The organism is Gilliamella bombicola (genome assembly GCF_900094945.1).
Lineage (GTDB): Bacteria > Pseudomonadota > Gammaproteobacteria > Enterobacterales > Orbaceae > Gilliamella > Gilliamella bombicola.
The window spans coordinates 145871-164706 of record NZ_FMAQ01000002.1 but is presented as its reverse complement, the minus strand read 5'-3'; the positions used below and the strand labels follow the sequence as shown (position 1 = coordinate 164706).

The following is an 18836-nucleotide window of genomic DNA, read 5'->3' as shown; positions in this document are numbered from 1 at the left end:
AGATTAAACTTTTTTTGACAATTATTATTGTTAATTTAATAATAATTGTCAAAATCTTCAGGAAAACAATACTTTTTATTCTAAAACGTGTATTAGTTTTGGTAAGTTCTATTTCGTAAAGCTTCTATACGTTTTTCTAACGGTGGATGAGACATAAACAATTCGGAAAATTTCGCTTTTTTTGCACCATTAATACAAAATGCTAAGATGGAAGCATCTTCATTTGGTTCATAACTAGTTTTTAGTTTTTCTAAAGCTGCAATCATTTTTGTACTGCCAACTAATTTAGCTGAGCCAGCATCTGCGTGAAATTCTCGATAACGAGAAAACCACATAGCTATAAGGCTTGCTAAAATACCAAATACTGTTTCAAAAACCATAACTATCAAGAAATACGCTAACTGTGATAAACCACGATTGCGGTCATCCAATGCTTGCGCTACAACAGATGCTAAAATTCGAGAAATAAAGATAACGAAAGTATTAAGCACACCTTGTAATAAAGTCATTGTAACCATATCGCCATTAGCAATATGGCTCATTTCATGCCCAATCACCGCTTCAGCTTCATCTTGAGTCATAGCATTTAACAAACCAGAACTCACTGCAACAAGTGATCTATTTTTAGTAGCACCAGTTGCAAAAGCATTAACATCTTGAGCATCATAAATAGCAATATCAGGCATTTTTATATTAAGATCTGCTGACAAACGACGAACTACATCAAATAGCCACTGTTCTTGATTATTACTTGGTTGAGTAATAATTTGCCCTCCTACTGATCTTAAAGCCATTCGCTTAGATAAAAGAAGAGATATAAACGATCCTCCAAAACCAAATATTGCTGCAAAAATAAGTAAACCTATCGTACTATGTGAATCAACACCTAAAATGCTTAAGATAATTCCAAATACAAACATAACGGCTAAGTTAGTTAGAATAAATAACCCTACTCGCATCATAATTTTTCTCTCTTTCGGTATATATCAATTTTTGAATAATTAAATGAAATCTTAATATTTTGATTAAAAATACGTAGTGTATATGATCGCAAAAATAAATCATAGATACAACTATAAATATAAGTATATTTTAAGATTAAATAGGACTTGTTGGTTTATTAAACACAATCCAAATAATATTTAGATAATAACAGAGAGGTTTGGAGGAGACCCTATCAGCCACATCCCACACACATATTTTTTACTTTGGCTGCTTCCTTCCAGACCTGACCTGATGAGCAAAAAAATGTTGCAAGAGGACCCATAGAGACTCCATTGAGGAGGAAATATTATGCTTTATTTAAGAAATTAATACAACTATTTTTATAAAAAAAGAAACTAGCCTTTCTAATATTGCTAATAAAAGAAAGGCAATTACATTGAGTAACGAAAAATATAACTTTAGTAATTTAAATAACTAAGTTCTTTTCTACTCGTTCTCTAAATTTGATTCCAGGTCTAAATGTAACAACGCGACGAGCTGAAATATCTACACTTTCACCTGTTTTTGGATTACGTCCAGGACGTGAGTTTTTATCACGGACTGCAAAGTTACCAAATCCAGATAGCTTTACTGGTTCCCCTTTTTCTAAAGCCACACGAATCTCTTCAAAAAAGAGTTCAACAAGGACTTTAGCTTCTTGACGATCAATGTTAAATTTTTCGGCAAGTCGATCTGCAATATCTGCTTTAGTTAATGTCATATTATTATTCTCTTAATAGGGCTTTAAAACGATTTTGTAAAGCAATGATGCACTTGCTTACAATGTTTGTTATATCTTCTTCTTCAAGTGTACGCGATTTATCTTGCAAAATCAAACTGATAGCAAGACTTTTTTGATCTTCTTTGATATTTTCACCTGTATAAACATCAAAAAGATTAACCTTGATAAGTTGCTCACCACCTGCTTTTATACACTCTGAAATAATATCTGCTGCAGGTGTTGTTTTTGAAACAATAATAGCAATATCTCGTTTATTAGACGGATATTTGGATAAGTCATGAGCAACAGGTACTCTTTTTTGACTAATTTTAGCTAAATTTATTTCAAAAACAAGCGTTTTACTATTTAAAGATAATTTTTTTTCAATTTCTGGATGTAAGACGCCAAAATATCCTATTGGCTCCTCATTTAAATAAATCGCTGCGCTTTGTCCTGGATGTAAGGCTGAAAGATTTGCTCTTTTAAACTGTACTTGCTCGGTATTGCCTAAAAGAGAAAAAATTGTCTCAAGGTCACCTTTAAGATCGTAAAAGTCCACATCCTTTTTAGGAAGTTGCCAATGTTCTTCATATAAAGAACCAGAAACAACACCAGACAACGTTAGTTCTTGTCGTACACCAAATTCACAGTTTTCATCAGGTATAAAACGCAAACCTGTTTCAAATAATCGGATACGTGTTTGCTGACGATTTTGATTATATAAAACTGCATCTAATAACCCTGACCATAGTGATAAACGCATAACTGACATTTCACTTGAAATTGGATTAGGTAATTTTATTTCAGCTTGCTCAGGATGAAGGATTTGCTGAATTTTCGGATTAACAAAGCTATATGTTACTGCCTCTTGATATCCCTTATCAACTAATAAGTCTTTTATTCTTCGTAACGATATTTGACTTTCTGGTTTAGGTTTCATGACTGATTCAATTTTAAGGTTAGCATTTGGAATATTGTTATATCCATAAATACGGACAACCTCTTCAACTAAATCTTCCTCAATGTGTAAATCAAATCGCCAACTTGGTGATTTTACAATCCAAACATTATTATTATATTCAACTTCACAACCAAGTCTAATTAAAATATCACTGATTTTTTTTGTTTCTATTTCATAACCTATGAGACGATCAATTTTATTACGATGTAACTCAATAGTTGCTTGTGTAGGAAGCTCATTTTGATGCGTTATATCTATAATTGGACCTACTTCGCCACCACAAATATCAATTAATAATTGGCTAGCTCTTTCCATTGCTGTAAATTGTAACAAAGGATCAACACCTCGTTCATAACGGTGTGAAGCATCTGTATGCAAACCATACTCTCGAGCCCTGCCTGTTATGGTTAATGGATTAAAAAAGGCTGACTCAAGAAATACATTTTTAGTCGATTTCGTCACGCCTGATTTTTCTCCACCCATAATCCCTGCTAACGCTAAGATTTTTTTGTGATCAGCTATAACTAAAGTTTTATCATTAAGTTTAACTTCATTACCATTTAGTAGAACTAATTTTTCATTTTCCTTTGCATAACGAACAACAATTCCATTTTCTATCTGAGCCAAATCAAATGCATGCATTGGATGTCCAAGTTCTAATAATAGATAGTTAGTAATATCAACCACTGCGTCAATTGAACGAATTCCACCACGTCGAAGTTTTTCTTTCATCCAAAGAGGTGTTGTTGCATTAACATTAATATTTTTAATGATTCTACCTAAATAGCGTGGTGCTGCTTTTGGTTCATCAACCTGAACTGGTAATGTATCGGTAATCGTTGCTGGTACACTGTCGACTTTTAGTTCTTTCATAACAACATTGTTAACTGCTGAAATATCTCTAGCAATACCAACAATACCAAAACAATCCGCGCGATTTGGTGTTACACTAATATCTATTATAACGTCATTAAGCTTTAAATAGTTGCGAATATCCATACCTAAAGGTGCATCATCAGGTAACTCAATAATTCCATTATGCTCATCTGAAATTCCTAATTCAGAATAAGAACAAAGCATGCCTTCTGATGGTTCACCTCGTAGTTTAGCTGCTTTAATTTTAAAGTCGCCAGGCAAAACAGCTCCCACAGTTGCACAAGCAACGGTTAATCCTTGACGGCAATTTGGTGCACCACAGACGATATTAAGTGGTTCTGCTTTACCTATATCGACTTTTGTAATACGTAGTTTATCGGCATTAGGGTGTTGCATACATTCAACGATTTTACCAACAACCACACCAGAAAAGTCACCAGCAACCTTTTCAATATTATCAACCTCTAAACCAGCCATTGTTAATTGTTCTGCTAGCGTACTGCTACTAATTTCTGGATTGATCCATTCACGTAGCCAACTTTCACTAAATTTCATGTTTTGATCTCCAGAATTAATTAAATTGTTTTAAAAAACGTAAATCATTTTCAAAAAAAGAACGCAAGTCAGTGACACCGTAACGCAGCATGGTTAATCGTTCTATCCCCATACCAAAAGCAAAACCACTATATACTTCAGGATTAATACCTACATTACGTAGAACATTGGGATGAACCATTCCGCAACCTAGTACTTCTAACCATTTGCCATTTTTAGCTTTAATATCAACTTCAGCTGAAGGTTCTGTAAATGGAAAATAACCGGGTCTAAAACGAATTTCCATATCATCTTCAAAAAAGCAATGTAAAAAATCATGTAATAGCCCTTTTAAATGAGTAAAACTGATATTTTTATCAACAAGTAAACCTTCCATTTGGTGAAACATTGGCGTGTGAGTTTGGTCGTAATCATTACGATAAGTTCTCCCTGGAGCTATGATTCTGATTGGAGGTTTTTGATTTTCCATTGTGCGAATTTGTACGGTTGAGGTTTGTGTTCTTAATAGTCGTTTTGCGTCAAACCAAAATGTATCGTGATCAGCGCGGGCAGGATGGTGAGCAGGAATATTCAGTGCATCAAAATTATGGTAGTCATCTTCAATTTCTGGACCAGTTTCAACAACAAAACCAAGTTCACCAAAGAATTCGACTAATCGATTAATTGTTTTTGTGACTGGGTGTAGTCCACCTAATTCAAGTGACTTTCCTGGCAACGTAATATCAATTGTTTCATTAGCTAGTTTTGCATCAAGAGCCTGACGCTCTAAAAGATTACGCTTTTGATTTAATATTTCAATGACTTCTTGTTTTGCATCATTGATTTTTTGACCGACAGATGGACGTTCATCGGCAGGAACATCACGTAATGAAGCCATTTGCATTGTAAAATAGCCCTTTTTACCAAAATATTCTACACGAATTTGTTCGATCGTATTAATGTCATTAGCACTTTCAATAGCGGATTTGGCATTATTTACCAGTTCAACTAATTGAGACATACAGTTCTCCTGCTTATTGTTCATTACATAAAAAAAGCCTCTCTTTGAGGCTTTTATAATCATTTTTTGTTTTTTCTTTGCCTCACGAATTAGTATTATTAAAGAAGCCAAAAAATAAACAAAAAATAACTAAATTCATGATCAAATTACTCTTTATAATAAAAAATTAAAACTTAAAATGATAAAAGCCGAGATAACTCGGCTCTTATAAAGCTTATTACAGTGCAGCTTTAGCTTTCTCGACTAATGCGGCAAATGCATTTTTGTCAAATACAGCAATATCAGCAAGAATCTTACGATCTATTTCAATTGAAGCTTTCTTTAGACCATTGATAAAACGGCTATATGAAAGACCACATTGACGTGCTGCAGCATTAATACGTACAATCCATAATTGACGGAATTGACGCTTACGTTGACGACGGTCACGGTAAGCATATTGTCCAGCTTTGATTACAGCTTGGAATGCAACACGATATACACGTGAACGAGCACCATAATAACCTTTTGCTTGTTTTAAAATTTTCTTGTGACGTGCACGAGCAATAACACCACGTTTAACACGAGCCATAAACTATATCCTCTAAATAATTAACCATGAATTAAGCGTATGGAACACACGCAGTAACTAAACCTAAATCGCCTTTTGACACAGTTGTCAAACCACGTAAATGACGTTTACGTTTGGTTGATTTTTTAGTTAAGATATGGCTTTTGTTAGCTTGTTTATGCTTAAAGCCGCCAGAAGCTGTTTTTTTAAAGCGCTTTGCTGCGCCTCTTACAGTTTTAATTTTAGGCATTTTATTAATTTCCACTTCGCATTGTTAATAAAAATAAAATAATGGTGTAATTTTCAATAATTTAAAAATTCACTTGTAGAACCATTACTTTTTCTTCGGCGCAAGTACCATGATCATTTGGCGTCCTTCAATCTTAGTTGGATAAGATTCAATAATCGCCAAATCAGCTAAATCTTCTTTAATGCGATCAAGCATTTCAGAACCTAACTGTTGGTGAGCCATTTCACGACCACGAAAACGTAATGTGACCTTGGCTTTATCGCCATCTTCAAGAAAGCGAATCAGGCTGCGGAGTTTTACCTGATAGTCGCCTTCGTCTGTACCAGGTCGGAACTTAATTTCCTTAACCTGAACAACCTTTTGCTTTTTCTTCTGTTCTTTTGTTGCTTTACTCTTTTCATAGAGGAACTTGCCATAATCCATAATTCGACAAACAGGTGGCTCCGCATTAGGGCTTATTTCAACTAAATCTAAAGTTGCTTCTTCAGCTTGTTTTAAAGCTTCATCTAAGCTTACTATACCGAGCTGCTCACCATCGACGCCGGTTAATCTCACCTCACGAGCGGTAATTTCATCGTTGATCTTATGTGCTCGTGTTGACTGAATTCGTTTACTGACTTTAATATCTCATTCCTCCAAATTAATTTATCATTAATTCATTTGTTCTAATGAACGACTATGAATTTCGTTAAGCAACAATTCTATAACATGTTTCACTTCAAAGCTACCAAGATCTTTACCTTGACGAGTTCGAACTGAAATTGTTCCTGATTCCATTTCTTTGTCTCCACAAACAAACATATAAGGAACACGTTTAAGAGTATGCTCGCGAATTTTAAACCCTATTTTCTCATTTCTCAAGTCCGCTTTTGCTCTAATCCCAACTTTTTGTAGTTGTGCGGTTAATTGTTTTGCATATTCAGCTTGATTATCGGTAATATTAATTACTGCAACTTGCAATGGAGCAAGCCATGTAGGGAAAAATCCTGCACAGTTCTCTGTTAAGATTCCCATAAAGCGCTCCATTGAACCTAAAATAGCTCTATGAATCATAACTGGAACATGACGTTCGTTATCTTCACCAACATAAGTTGCATCTAAACGTTCTGGCAGCATAAAGTCTAGCTGAACTGTACCACATTGCCATGCGCGACCTAAACAGTCATGTAGGGTAAACTCGATTTTTGGACCATAAAAGGCACCTTCACCAGGTAGATATTCAAACTCAATACCATTTTCTGTTAAACATTCGGCCAAATCTTTTTCTGCAAGATCCCATGTTTCATCTTTACCAATGCGTTTTTCAGGGCGAGTAGATAACTTAACAGTAATATCATTAAAGCCGAAAGTACTATAAGTATCATAAACCATTTTGATACAGCTGTTTACTTCACTGCGAATTTGGTCCTCAGTACAGAAAATATGTGCATCATCTTGGGTAAAACCTCGAACACGCATTAATCCGTGTAAAGATCCAGATGGCTCGTTTCGATGACAACTACCAAATTCCGCCATACGTAATGGTAAATCACGATAAGATTTTAAACCTTGATTAAAAATTTGCACGTGTCCTGGGCAGTTCATTGGTTTAATACAATATTCACGATTTTCAGATGAAGTGACAAACATTAACTCTTTATAATTACCCCAATGTCCTGTTTTTTCCCACAAAACACGATCCATCATAAATGGACCTTTTACTTCCTGATAATCGTACTCTTTCAATTTTGTACGAACAAAAACCTCTAGTTCACGGAAAATAATCCATCCATCATTATGCCAAAACACCATACCCGGTGCTTCTTCTTGCATATGATAAAGATCGAGCTGTTTACCTATTTTACGGTGATCACGTTTAGCCGCTTCTTCTAAAAATTGTAAATAGCTATCAAGTTGTTTTTTATCTGCCCATGCTGTCCCATAAATACGTTGTAACATTTTATTTTCACTATTACCACGCCAATAAGCACCTGCAACTTTTTGCAATTTAAAATGGTGGCAAAAACGCATATTAGGTACATGAGGTCCACGACACATATCAATATATTCTTCATGGTGATAAAGAGCTGGTTTTGAATCTTTAGCGATATTCTCATCCAAGATAGCAATTTTATATGGTTCACGTCGCTCCCAAAAGACTTCTCGAGCTTGTTCCCAACTAACTATTTCTTTCTTTACTTCATAATCTTTTTTAGCCAAATCATGCATCCGTTTTTCTAATGCATCAAGATCCTCCTGCGTTAGAGAGCGCTCTAAATCAACATCATAGTAAAAGCCATTATCAATTGTTGGACCGATTGCCATTTGTGTATCAGGCCATAGCTGTTTAATAGCATGACCTAATAAATGAGCACAAGAATGGCGAATAATTTCAAGTCCATCTTCATCTTTAGCGGTAATGATGGCTAATGTTGCGTCTTGATCAATAACATCACAGGCATCTTTACGCTCACCATTTACACGCCCAGCTATACAAGCTTTTGCCAGCCCTGCACCAATACTTTGTGCAACTTCTAAAACGGTAACGGGTTTATCAAATTGGCGTTGACTTCCATCAGGAAGAGTAATAATTGGCATAATAAATCCTTATAACAGTGGTGCGCCACACGAAAGCGCACTTGCGTACTAAATAAATTGGTCCGATATACTACCACTTATCATCAGGATTTTGAATAGAAAAATAACTATTATATCACTCTAAATAAATTCAAAAAATAAACTAAAAGGCATATTCATTTAAACATTTGATAAAAATAAATAGTTGTTTTTTAGAATAATAGTTATAATTGCTAGCTATTAATAATATAGATATAGCTGCTATGAATATTTGGATTGATGCTGATGCATGCCCTTCTCCAATTAAAGAAATTTTATATCGTGTAGCTAATCGCAAAGCAATTTATACAACATTGATTGCTAACCAACGATTAACAATCCCTTTCTCACCTTATATTAAAACTTTACAAGTTGAAAAAGGATTTGATATTGCAGACAATAAAATTATTGAGTTAGTCAAAACAAATGATTTAGTTATTACATCTGACATTCCGCTTGCTTCCGATGTTTTAAATAAAGGTGCTTTCGTACTTACGCCTAGAGGTGAAAAGTATACGCTTGATACAATTAAAGAACGATTAACTATGCGAGATTTTATGGAAACTATGCGTGCCAGTGGTATACAGTCTAAAGGCCCAACTATGTTTACCAATAAAGACCGAGAAAAATTTGCAAATCAGCTTGATATATTAATTAATCAAGTTTCTAATAAAGTTTAACTAAAAGTTATTTTTAATAATTTAAGATCCTAAATTTTTAGAAATAACTCTCTACTTTTAAAAGGTTTAGACCCTACATAAGGCTTTAAAGCCATTCTAGTAAAACGCTTAGCTGCTTTTAACGTATTTTCATTATTAAATTGACGTTTTCCTAAAGCCAAAACTTGTTCACCTGTAAAACTAGTACTATTTTGCAATAAACTGCTCATAAAACCTTTTTCTGATTGATATTGATAATACATAGATTTGACAACATCATCACCAGTAATATAACAATGGAAAAAATCAATGTGATAACCTAAATTTTCTAATAACGATAATTCAAATGTTCGCAATACATTTTCAGCTGGTACTTGTTGAGCTAGTTGTTGTAAACTTTTTAAATAGTCATCAAAAAGAGTTGGTATTTCAGTTTCTGCAACTAAAACTCGATGTAATAATTCATTTAAATAAAATGCGCTATATAAAAAAACAGATACCAACGGCAATGCCAGCGACATAGCTTCAACTTGCCGCAATGTTTTTATTTCACCTTGGCCTGAGTATTGTACAATGAGTGGAGTAAAAGGTTGTAACATGCCTTTCAATGCTGAACTCTTTCTCCTAGCTCCTTTTGCTAATACTGTTACCTTTCCGACATTTTCAACAAAAAGATCGGCTAATAAACTGCTTTCTGTATAAGATCGGGTATGTAGTATAAATGCTCTTTGCCAATTTTCCATTCAAAATGCCTTTTAATTACATCACTATTTTTTGATTAATAATTGCATTTGACCAAAATTTAAATAATTCTATGAAATTTTCACCTGAAATTTAACTAAAGATCCGATATAATCAATGCAAACAATAGGATTATAGGATAAATAAAAGACAAGCTATGGAACTTTTTTCAATAATTTTACTTCTAGTGTTAATTGTATCACTTTCTGGTGTCGTTGTTAAAATGTTACCAATTCAAATTCCACTACCATTAATGCAAATATTATTAGGTTGCATATTGGCGGCGTTTAACGTTTATGTAGAATTTGATCCAAAACTATTTCTTGTTTTATTTATTCCGCCTTTACTTTTTGCTGATGGACGCAAAACATCAGTAAAAGATTTCATATACAATGGTAGAGAAATTGTCGGATTGGCTTTAGTTTTAGTTGTTATCTCTATTATAGCATTAGGTTATATTCTTCATTGGATATTACCAAATGTTGAATTAGCTGCAGGTTTAGCTTTAGCTGCGGTGTTATCTCCAACTGATGCTGTTGCATTAAGTGGAATTGTTGGTAAAGGGCGTATTGAAAAAGAAAAGATGGAAATCATTGAAGGTGAAGCATTAATGAATGATGCTTCAGGTTTGGTGTCTTTGAATTTTGCTATTGCTATTGCAGTTGGTGATGCAGTATTTAACATCTTTGATATTAGCGTACAATTTTTTATAGTTGCTATTGGTGGCTTGGCTATTGGCGTTTTATTTACTTGGTTATATGCACGTATTTTGCGTAAAATAAATCAACTGACTCACAATGACCCTGCAATCCAAATCGTATTATTATTCTTACTTCCGTTTGCCGCTTATATTATTGCTGAGGAATGTCATTGTTCTGGTATTTTGGCTGCAGTAAGTGCAGGTATGACGGTTAATCATTCTGGTATGATGCGAAATGCTCCTTTAACTGCGCGTTTACAATCAGATAGTACATGGTCAATGTTAACGTTTGTCTTTAATGGTTTTGTATTCGTGTTATTAGGTATTCAATTACCAAGTATTCTTCACAATACTTTTGCTGAAAATCAGATCGATACCTCGATTGAAGTATGGCAATTATGTTTAATTGTTCTATTTGTTTTTGCAGTATTAATGGGAACTCGATTTGCTTGGTTATGGGCAATGAAGCATATGCCTATAATGCCATTTGGAACCAAACGACCTCTTGCATTCAGATCCTATTCAAACCGAGACCTGCTTATTTCAACATTTGCTGGAGTTCGAGGTGCCATCACTTTAGCTGGTGTATTGTCTATTCCAATGACAATTGGCGGTCGTTATCAGCTTGTTTTTATTGCAACCGGTATTATTTTAATTTCATTGGTTGTTGCAGTAATTATATTGCCTATCTTATTAAGAGGTAGTGTTATTTTAGATAATTCAGAACAAACCAATGAAATTTTAACTGTAAAAGGTCATATGGCTGAAGAGGCAATTGTAAGCCTGGAAAAAATGCAAAATAATTTGTTGCAAGAAACAGCTGAAGACCGAGTAGATCAAGAAATTATTCATGAAGTCGGCTCACGTGTTATCGGTTCGCTAAGGCGTAGAACCGGTCTTAAAGATTTAGAGCAAAAAGCTCTTGAAGCAGAAAATTTAGAAAGACGTATGCGTTTAGTTGCTATAGGTGCAGAACGTACTGCTCTTTTACAAATGAAAGTTCGTAATGAGGTTAGTGAAGAGGTTTTTGAACATTTAAATACCGATTTGGATATTTATGAGAAAATGATTTCTGGGGATGCATAAATGATTGGAGAAAAAAAACAAATCTTAAGCAAGATTCATTCACAGTTTGTCAATAATGCGCCCCATGTTTTGGGGCTTACCTTGCGGTGCATTCCTTTTAGTATCAAAAAACAAGCCATAGAACAATTATTACATTTACAATTTGAACATTCCCTAGAAGATGGTGATCTTGATTTTTTAGAAAATCGTTGGCTTAAAATTGAAGTTACAGATCTAGGACTTATCTGGTTTGTAAGCCTGATCGAAAATAAACTAGTTGTTAGTCGAGAAGAAATTTCTGATGTGAGCTTTATCGCTAATGCTAATGATTTAATTATGATAGCAACTAGACGTCAAGATCCCGATACCCTATTTTTTCAACGCCGCTTAATTGTTGAAGGAGATACTGAATTGGGACTTTATGTAAAAAACCTTATGGACTCAATTGAATTAGAAACCATGCCCAAATTTTTAAGACTAACACTTGAAAAGCTGGCAAATATTATCGAAAGTGTGCCTATCAACTAGTAAAAAATAAAGTAAGGTCTTCTAAAATCGAATATTCAGGTAAAATCTCCTTAGTACCATATCTGTGTTCAAGAATAAACATAACAGCTTCTGGAATAGAGTAAAATAATTACGAGCGAAATCACACAATGAAAAACGATCAAGAACAACAGACTTTTTACTTCCACGATTATGAGACTTTTGGCGTTAACCCTTCTTTAGATAGGCCAGCACAGTTTGCTGGCGTCCGAACTGATAAAGATTTTAATATTATTAAAGAACCATTAATTATATATTGTTCACAAGCCCAAGATTATTTGCCTAACCCAGAAGCAGCACTAATTACAGGAATTACCCCGCAAGAAGCCAATCAAAAAGGTGTTTGTGAAGCAGAATTTACTCGCCTAATCCATCAAGAATTTAGTGTGCCCAATACCTGTATTTTAGGGTATAACAACATTCGTTTTGACGATGAAGTAACACGTAATATTTTATATCGTAATTTTTATGATCCTTACGCTTATAGTTGGAAAAATGGAAATTCTAGATGGGATCTTCTTGATGTAGTTCGAGCTTGTTATGCACTAAGACCAGAAGGAATTAATTGGCCAATCAATGATGAAAATCTACCAAGCTTTCGTTTAGAACATTTATCAAAAGCAAACAATATCGAGCACGAACATGCGCATGATGCGATGTCTGATGTTTATGCAACTATTGCAATGGCCAAATTAGTAAAAGAAAAACAACCTAAGCTTTTCAATTATTTTTTTACATTACGCAATAAAAATAAAGTAGCAGAACTTATTGATACCGTTAATATGACACCCATTGTTCACGTATCGGGTATGCTTGGTAGCTATCGCGGTAATATGTCATTAGTTTGCCCTATAGCTTGGCATCCATTACAAAATAACGCCGTAATTGTTTGTGATTTAACTGGTGATATCAATTCAATTATTGATTTGCCTGTAGAAAGAATTAAAGAAAAGCTTTATACCAAAACAGAAGATCTTGAGCTTAATGAATCACGAATTCCTTTAAAACTAATTCATATTAATAAATGCCCTATTGTTGCCCCGATAAAAACACTACTACCTGAAAATGCAAAAAGGTTTAATTTTGATGTAAACCACTGTTTGATCAATCAACAACAATTATTTCAGCACAAAAAAATATTACAAAATAAAATGAGAGAATTATTCATAATAGATGATAATTACTCACATCATTCTGATGTTGATTCTCAAATATATGCTGGCTTTTTAAATAAACAAGATAATTTACGTTGTGAAAAGATTAGAACAACACCAATTAATTTATTAGATACTTTATCGCCAACGTTTGATGACCCTCGCTTAGCAACCCTATTTTTTAGATACAAAGCACGGAATTATCCACAAACACTAACAGAACAAGAACAAATAATCTGGCTAGATTATTGTCGTGATAAACTCAATACATCAAAAATACAAGATTACTTATTAACATTAGAACAACTTGCCGAAACTTATATTCAAAACCCCAAAAAATTAGCAATAATTAAAGAACTTTATAACTATTGCCATTATTTAGTTGGATAATTAATCTTAGCGGGCGTATCATATAGACAAATATAGTCTACTCTAACGTAGGCATAATCATCATAATTAAAGATTAAGATAATTAGCATTTACATAATGAAACATTTTTTAGCTAAGCACGCCACAATCAAACATCGACTTTATTCTTTCTACTATACTGCTTTTAGTTATGGTCGAGGTTTACTCGTTTTAACTCTCTGTTTATGGGCGGGTAATATAATTTCTAAATTATTACCAATAATGATTCCTGGCAGTATTATTGGACTACTAATCCTATTTTTTTTATTAGCTTTTCAGTTAATCCCAACTTGTTGGATTAAAAATAGTTGTAATCTTTTTATGCGCTATATGACATTACTTTTTGTTCCTGCTGCTATGGGGATTATGGATAATTATTCTCTTTTATTGCAAAATTGGATTCCAATTATATTTGGCTGTGTTGGTGGTACTCTTATCGTATTACTTTTTACCGCTTTTTTAACAGAATATTTTCATAAAACAGTCCCCCAAAATTCAATTGAATCACAAAAAAATGAGGATAATCAGCCATGATATGGATGTTGCCATTAACGCTTTGTGTTTTTCTCATTGTTCGAAGAATGTCGTTTAAAATAAAAAATCCGCTATTTAATCCCTTAGTAGTTACGGTTATTGTTCTAATCCCAATTTTGCTAATAACTAAAACGAATTACACCAAATACGTCCGTAACGTACAAATCATTAATGAGTTATTACCTTATTCTGTTGTTGCCTTAGCCTATCCTTTATATGAACTTATTCCACAAATTAAAGCGCGATGGAAATCAATAATGATTATTACATTTACCGCTTCACTTGCATCAATGATAACTGGTGTTTGTATTGTATTTTGGTTAGGAGGAAATATCGAAATTGCTGCATCAGTACTACCAAAATCAGTTACTACAGCCATTGCGGTCACAATTGCAGGTAGCCAAGGTGGTGTTCCATCAATAGCTGCATTATGTGTAATATTTGTCGGTACACTAGGTGGTATATTTGGGCACCAGATATTAAATTTAGCAAAAATAAAGTCAGCACCTGCAAGAGGATTATCTATTGGCGCTGTATCACACGCAGTTGGTACTGCTCGTTGTATTGAGGTGGATTATAATGAAGGTGCGTATAGTTCGTTATCATTAGTTTTATGTGGTGTCATGACATCGTTGACAGCTCCGTTTTTATTTCCAATAATGGTACTTATTTTTAACTGGTTTTAGCATGAAATTAAAAAAGCTTATTGCTTGTATTGCTAGTTTCAGCTTAATTTCGATGATTGCAATTGTCAGTTTAGATTATTGGATCAGTTATAAAACTGCACCTTATATTTACCATGATGAAAACAAACTCCCCTATCGAGCGATTGGTGTTGTTCTTGGCACATCAAAATATGTTCGAGGTGGTGGTTTAAATGATTTTTATCGCAATCGTATTGATGGCGCAATCAATCTTTATTGGCAAAATAAAGTTGATTATCTATTACTAAGTGGCGATAACGCTCTTTTAAGTTACAACGAACCCATCACCATGAAAAAAGACTTAGTCAAAGCAGGTATTCCTAGTGATTCAATTGTTTTAGATTATGCAGGATTCCGTACTTTTGATTCAATTATTCGAGCGAATAAAGTTTTTGATGCAAATGATTTTACTATCATCACTCAAGAATTTCATTGTGAACGAGCCATTTTTATTGCTCTTGCACAAGGCATACAAGCACAATGTTTTGCCGTACCTTCTCCTAAAAGCATGAAGCTAGTTCGCATTCGTGAAATGTTTGCTCGCGTTGGCGCTTTTATTGATCTTTACGTTCTAAAAAAAGAACCTAAATACCTTGGTCCCGTAATTCCGATTCTTTCTACTGTTCAATAAACATTCTTAGAAAGAAAAATTTTGTAAAAAAAATTTCAAGAAAGTTGTGTTTAAGCATAAAAACAGAGCAAAAAAACTTATAGTCTAATAAATTAGATTGCATTATTATGCAAAAAAATGTAATATTTAATCAATTATCGCATCAAAAAAATGTATGACTAACAATGAATATTGAATTAAACCATATTAACTGTTTTTATGGTAAACATCAGGCCTTAAATGATATTTCTCTCTGCTATCCACTTGGTGAGACTATTGTATTACTTGGTCAGAGTGGTGCTGGAAAAAGCTCTTTATTAAAAGTTTTTAATTTACTTGAAATACCGACATCTGGACAGATGACTATCGCCAATTCACATTTTGATTTTTCTGAAAAAATCAGTGAATCAACAATTCGTCATCTTCGTAAAAATGTAGGAATGGTGTTTCAAAACTACAATTTATGGCCACATTTGACGGTGCTAGAAAACTTGATTGAAGCACCTTGCCAAATATTAAAGTTATCTAAAAAAGAAGCTAGCGATAAAGCAATGGCTATTTTAAACAGATTACAAATTGATGATATGGCAAAGCGTTATCCTCTTCATCTTTCAGGCGGTCAACAGCAACGTGTCGCTATTGCTAGAGCATTAATGATGGAACCTAAAATATTATTATTTGATGAACCAACGGCTGCATTAGATCCAGCAATTACATCACAAATAGCTGAAATTATTAATGAACTTTCTGAAACAGGTATTACGCAAATTATCGTTACGCATGAAGTCGATTTTGCACATAAAGTTGCTTCGCAAGTCATTTATATGGAGCACGGTAAAATTATTGAACAAGGACAACTGGAGTGTTTTGCTCATCCTCAAACTGAAGAGTTTAAAGCTTATTTGTCACATTAATTAAAATAAATTTAGGTGGATATATGAAAAAAACGTTACTAGCCATTTTTCTTGCAGGAACAGCGTTTGTAGCTCAAGCAACAGACACTTTAACAATTGGCACAGAAGCAACTTATGCGCCTTTTGAATTTACTGATGAAAAAAATGAAATCATTGGTTTCGATATTGATGTGATTAATAAAATTTGTGATGAAATAAAAGCTTCTTGCAAAGTTGTCAATCAATCATTTGATGGCTTAATTCCTAGTTTAAAAACTCGTCGAATTGATGCAGCTATAGCTGGAATTGATATTACACCAGAACGCCAAAAGCAAGTTGATTTTACCAAAATTTATTATGATGATAGCTCAATTCAATTCATTACATTAAAAGATACATTGACTGACCTTGAACAATTAAAAGGTAAAACTGTAGGTGTTCAAAAAGGAACAACTTATCCAAAATATCTAAATGAAAAATTCCCTGATATTAAACAAGTTAGTTACGATAGTTATCAATTTGCTTTTTTAGATTTAAAAGCAAAACGAATTGATGCAATCGTATCAAGTTCAATTGTTGCTGGTGAGTGGCTAGGTAAAGATTCTGATATTGTACCATTAAGTGATAAAATCACTGATCATGAATTTTTTGGTGAAGGTTTAGGTATTGCAGTTCGTAAAGGCAATGATCAATTACTAAATCAATTTAACCAAGCTCTGGATAAACTCAAAGCAAATGGTGAATTAGATGTTATTTATAAAAAATGGTTTAATAAATAATTATTAAACAGTAAAACTCGACTTCGCTATGATCTCGCCGCATATTTTGCGGCGAGTTTATTTTTTAATTTAACAACGGTTTTTTTATGTCAGACTTTCTAACAAATGGAATAAACTGGATTCTATCTTTGATGGATGGATATATCTTGCCACTAATGCAAGCTACATTAATTACATTATCATTAGCTTTGGTATCGTTAGTTGTAGGAATGTTTTTTGCCTTTATTTTTACGCTATTAGAATCGGCTCCATTCAAACCTGTTGCATGGTTAATGTCTCTATTTAATTTAACGATTCGTGCTTTACCTGAACTATTAATTGTCGTCGCTATTTATAACGGATTACCCTTATTACTCATATTATTAAATGATGGTTTTACAGTTAATCTTTACTTTACCTCATTGACAATACAACTAGATATTCAAGATTTTAATATTAACCCATTTTTATGTGGTGTTGCTGCACTTTCACTATTATATGCAGTCTATGCATCACAAACGCTTCGTGGTGCATTTAAGTCAATTCCAAATGGACAAAAACAGGCGGCTCAAGTACTTGGACTAAGTAAATCTCGTACATTGTTTCGCATTATCATGCCACAAATGTGGCGTCATGCTTTACCTGGATTAAGTAATCAGTGGTTAATTTTGTTAAAAGATACAGCATTAGTTTCGACAATTGCAATTAATGACTTAATGATGCAAACTAAAACGATTATTGCTCGGACCAACCAACCTTTTTTATGGTATGTGATTGCAATGATTATTTATCTAATCATTTCAATTATAAGCCAAAAAATAATATCCCGAATAGAAAAACGTTCAACTTATTTTGAACAACCAACATCAGTAAAAAGTTAATAAGGTCGTATTATGTCTGATAATTTTATTTATTACCTTAAAATCATACTACAAGGTCTACCTAATACTTTAAGCTTAGGTATTTTGGGAATTCTATCGGCAGGTTTACTAGCAGTTGTTTTAACATGTTTATTATCATTAAATTCAACTGTATTAACTAAAGTTATTCGTACTTATATTATTATATTTACAGGATCACCACTGCTTGTGCAACTATTTTTAATTTATTACGGGCCTTCGCAATTTAGTGATACGTTAAGTAAAATGCCAGCCCTTTATGAACTTATTTCATCATCTTGGTTTTGTGCATACTTAGCCTTAACACTCAATAGTGCAGCTTATACGACACAAATTTTTTATGGTGCACTAAAATCTTTACCTCAAGGACAATGGCAAGCTTGTCAAGCGCTTGGTATGAATAAAAAACAAACATTAAAAGTTGTCATGCCATATGCATTAAAACGAGCTCTTTCAACTTATTCAAATGAAGTCGTTTTTGTAGTTAAAGGTACTGCATTAGTATCAATGATCCAAGTAATGGACATAATGGGATATAGCAATCAATTAAATGGTGATTACTATGATTTTTCTATTTTTGTGGTTGCAGGGCTAATATACCTCTTGATAAATGGCTTACTGAGCACCATTATGAGAGTTATAGAGAAAAAAGCCCTCACATTCGAAAACTAAT

20 protein-coding genes and 1 other RNA gene are annotated in these 18836 nt (G+C 33.5%); 11 read left to right on the top strand and 10 right to left on the bottom strand.

Annotated features, from left to right (window positions below; all coding sequences use genetic code 11):
- Positions 1 to 92: 92 nt before the first annotated feature.
- The 9 genes from htpX to thrS form a co-directional block, all read right to left on the bottom strand.
- Positions 93 to 962 (bottom strand): protease HtpX, encoded by an 870-nt coding sequence (gene htpX / locus GA0061081_RS02890; protein ID WP_091346891.1) that lies wholly within the window; start codon positions 960 to 962, stop codon positions 93 to 95.
- Positions 963 to 1172: 210 nt separating this feature from the next.
- Positions 1173 to 1268, bottom strand: an RNA gene (ffs, locus tag GA0061081_RS02885) — signal recognition particle sRNA small type.
- A 143-nt stretch (positions 1269 to 1411) separates the two neighbouring features.
- Complete coding sequence (locus GA0061081_RS02880) at positions 1412 to 1705, bottom strand: integration host factor subunit alpha (RefSeq protein WP_065637551.1); 294 nt, start codon at positions 1703 to 1705, stop codon at positions 1412 to 1414.
- Between the two features lie 4 nt (positions 1706 to 1709).
- On the bottom strand, positions 1710 to 4097 hold the full coding sequence (gene pheT, locus GA0061081_RS02875) for a phenylalanine--tRNA ligase subunit beta (RefSeq protein WP_091346889.1): 2388 nt from the start codon (positions 4095 to 4097) through the stop codon (positions 1710 to 1712).
- Between the two features lie 16 nt (positions 4098 to 4113).
- Positions 4114 to 5097 (bottom strand): phenylalanine--tRNA ligase subunit alpha, encoded by a 984-nt coding sequence (pheS, locus tag GA0061081_RS02870; RefSeq protein WP_091346887.1) that lies wholly within the window; start codon positions 5095 to 5097, stop codon positions 4114 to 4116.
- Positions 5098 to 5314: 217 nt separating this feature from the next.
- Positions 5315 to 5668, bottom strand: a complete 354-nt coding sequence (gene rplT / locus GA0061081_RS02865) for a 50S ribosomal protein L20 (RefSeq protein ID WP_024496189.1) — start codon at positions 5666 to 5668, stop codon at positions 5315 to 5317.
- A 31-nt stretch (positions 5669 to 5699) separates the two neighbouring features.
- Entirely contained in the window at positions 5700 to 5897 is a 198-nt protein-coding gene (rpmI, locus tag GA0061081_RS02860) for a 50S ribosomal protein L35 (RefSeq protein WP_025315575.1), read from the bottom strand.
- 84 nt (positions 5898 to 5981) lie between these two features.
- Complete coding sequence (gene infC, locus GA0061081_RS02855; protein ID WP_065587350.1) at positions 5982 to 6521, bottom strand: translation initiation factor IF-3; 540 nt, start codon at positions 6519 to 6521, stop codon at positions 5982 to 5984.
- A gap of 27 nt (positions 6522 to 6548) precedes the next feature.
- On the bottom strand, positions 6549 to 8474 hold the full coding sequence (gene thrS / locus GA0061081_RS02850) for a threonine--tRNA ligase (RefSeq protein WP_091346886.1): 1926 nt from the start codon (positions 8472 to 8474) through the stop codon (positions 6549 to 6551).
- A gap of 242 nt (positions 8475 to 8716) precedes the next feature.
- Here thrS and GA0061081_RS02845 point away from each other — a divergent pair, with 242 nt between their 5' ends.
- Positions 8717 to 9172 (top strand): YaiI/YqxD family protein, encoded by a 456-nt coding sequence (locus tag GA0061081_RS02845; protein ID WP_091346884.1) that lies wholly within the window; start codon positions 8717 to 8719, stop codon positions 9170 to 9172.
- 29 nt (positions 9173 to 9201) lie between these two features.
- On the opposite strand, the gene recO is transcribed toward GA0061081_RS02845, so the two are convergent.
- Positions 9202 to 9894, bottom strand: coding sequence for a DNA repair protein RecO (recO, locus tag GA0061081_RS02840; RefSeq protein ID WP_091346881.1), 693 nt, complete (start codon positions 9892 to 9894; stop codon positions 9202 to 9204).
- Positions 9895 to 10049: 155 nt separating this feature from the next.
- Here recO and GA0061081_RS02835 point away from each other — a divergent pair, with 155 nt between their 5' ends.
- The 10 genes from GA0061081_RS02835 (at position 10050) to artM (ending at position 18835) form a co-directional block, all read left to right on the top strand.
- The gene (locus GA0061081_RS02835) at positions 10050 to 11678 is read left to right on the top strand and encodes a Na+/H+ antiporter (RefSeq protein ID WP_091346879.1); all 1629 of its coding nucleotides are present in this window, start codon (positions 10050 to 10052) and stop codon (positions 11676 to 11678) included.
- Positions 11679 to 11699: 21 nt separating this feature from the next.
- Positions 11700 to 12185 carry a ubiquinone anaerobic biosynthesis accessory factor UbiT gene (ubiT, locus tag GA0061081_RS02830; protein WP_091347246.1) on the top strand — a complete coding sequence of 162 codons (486 nt, stop codon included), beginning with the start codon at positions 11700 to 11702 and terminating at the stop codon, positions 12183 to 12185.
- Between the two features lie 128 nt (positions 12186 to 12313).
- Positions 12314 to 13747 carry an exodeoxyribonuclease I gene (gene sbcB, locus GA0061081_RS02825; protein WP_091346877.1) on the top strand — a complete coding sequence of 478 codons (1434 nt, stop codon included), beginning with the start codon at positions 12314 to 12316 and terminating at the stop codon, positions 13745 to 13747.
- 96 nt (positions 13748 to 13843) lie between these two features.
- A complete protein-coding gene (locus GA0061081_RS02820) occupies positions 13844 to 14299 on the top strand; it encodes a CidA/LrgA family protein (RefSeq protein ID WP_091346875.1) in 456 nt (151 codons plus the stop codon).
- Positions 14296 to 14985 carry a CidB/LrgB family autolysis modulator gene (locus tag GA0061081_RS02815; protein ID WP_091346873.1) on the top strand — a complete coding sequence of 230 codons (690 nt, stop codon included), beginning with the start codon at positions 14296 to 14298 and terminating at the stop codon, positions 14983 to 14985. Before GA0061081_RS02820 ends, GA0061081_RS02815 begins: the two co-directional genes overlap by 4 nt.
- 1 nt (position 14986) lies before the next feature.
- Complete coding sequence (locus tag GA0061081_RS02810) at positions 14987 to 15634, top strand: ElyC/SanA/YdcF family protein (RefSeq protein WP_091346871.1); 648 nt, start codon at positions 14987 to 14989, stop codon at positions 15632 to 15634.
- A gap of 164 nt (positions 15635 to 15798) precedes the next feature.
- On the top strand, positions 15799 to 16527 hold the full coding sequence (gene artP / locus GA0061081_RS02805; RefSeq protein WP_091346868.1) for an arginine ABC transporter ATP-binding protein ArtP: 729 nt from the start codon (positions 15799 to 15801) through the stop codon (positions 16525 to 16527).
- A gap of 23 nt (positions 16528 to 16550) precedes the next feature.
- Positions 16551 to 17285 carry a transporter substrate-binding domain-containing protein gene (locus GA0061081_RS02800; RefSeq protein WP_091346866.1) on the top strand — a complete coding sequence of 245 codons (735 nt, stop codon included), beginning with the start codon at positions 16551 to 16553 and terminating at the stop codon, positions 17283 to 17285.
- Positions 17286 to 17416: 131 nt separating this feature from the next.
- Positions 17417 to 18145, top strand: a complete 729-nt coding sequence (artQ, locus tag GA0061081_RS02795) for an arginine ABC transporter permease ArtQ (protein WP_091346864.1) — start codon at positions 17417 to 17419, stop codon at positions 18143 to 18145.
- 12 nt (positions 18146 to 18157) lie between these two features.
- On the top strand, positions 18158 to 18835 hold the full coding sequence (gene artM, locus GA0061081_RS02790) for an arginine ABC transporter permease ArtM (RefSeq protein ID WP_091346862.1): 678 nt from the start codon (positions 18158 to 18160) through the stop codon (positions 18833 to 18835).
- Position 18836 lies beyond the last annotated feature (1 nt).